This is a genomic window from Streptomyces sp. SID4985 (genome assembly GCF_009863025.1).
Classification (GTDB): domain Bacteria; phylum Actinomycetota; class Actinomycetes; order Streptomycetales; family Streptomycetaceae; genus Streptomyces.
Genome location: NZ_WWIR01000380.1, coordinates 1 through 870, shown reverse-complemented (window position 1 = coordinate 870; position 870 = coordinate 1). Strand labels below are relative to the sequence as shown.

The 870-nt window shown below is 70.8% G+C and carries 1 protein-coding gene; it reads left to right on the top strand.

Annotation, left to right across the window (positions count from 1 at the left end; translation table 11 throughout):
* A partial coding sequence (locus GTW40_RS15895; protein WP_161180840.1) for a ricin-type beta-trefoil lectin domain protein occupies positions 1-870 on the top strand: 870 nt, incomplete at both ends.

Genomic DNA, 870 nt, shown 5'->3' with positions numbered 1-870 from the left:
GGGCTACTGGCCCGCGTTCTGGATGCTCGGCGCCCCGCTGCGCTCCGGCGTGACGTGGCCCAAGTCCGGCGAGATCGACATCATGGAGGACATCAACGGCCGCGGTTCGGTCTTCAGCACCCTCCACTGCGGGGTGAACCCGGGGGGCCCGTGCAACGAGTCGACCGGCCTCGGCTCCGGTGAACGCTCCTGCCCCGGCTGCCAGACCGGCTTCCACGACTACGCGGCGGAGATCGACCGCTCGGTGTCGCCGGAGCAGATCCGGTTCTACCTCGACGGCAACAACTTCTTCACCGTCAACGCCAACCAGGTGGACGCGACGACCTGGGCGGACGCGGTCGACCACCCGTTCTTCATCATCTACGACCTGGCGATCGGCGGCGGCTTCCCGGACGCCTTCGGCGGCGGCCCGAACGCGGCCACTGTCTCCGGCGGCAAGCTGGTGATCGACTCGGTGGCCGTCTACAACAAGGGCGCGGGCTCCGGTGGCGGTGGCGGCGGCGGTTCGGTGAGCGGCCAGACCATCACCGGTCCCGGCGGCAAGTGCGTGGACGTGTCCGGTGACGACACCGGCGGCGACGGCACCGCCGTCCAGCTCTGGGACTGCCAGCAGGCGGCCAAGGACCAGCACTGGACCTGGAACGGCCAGACCCTGCAGACCCTCGGCAAGTGCCTGGACATCGCCGGCGGCGTGAGCACGGCCGGTACCAAGCTCCAGCTGGCCACCTGCAACAACGGCGGCTACCAGAACTGGGTCCGGCAGCCCGACGGCACCCTGCGGAACCCGGCCTCGGGCCGCTGCGTCGACTCCCCCTCCGGCGCCACCGCCAACGGCACCCGCCTCCAGATCTGGGACTGCAACGGCTCCGG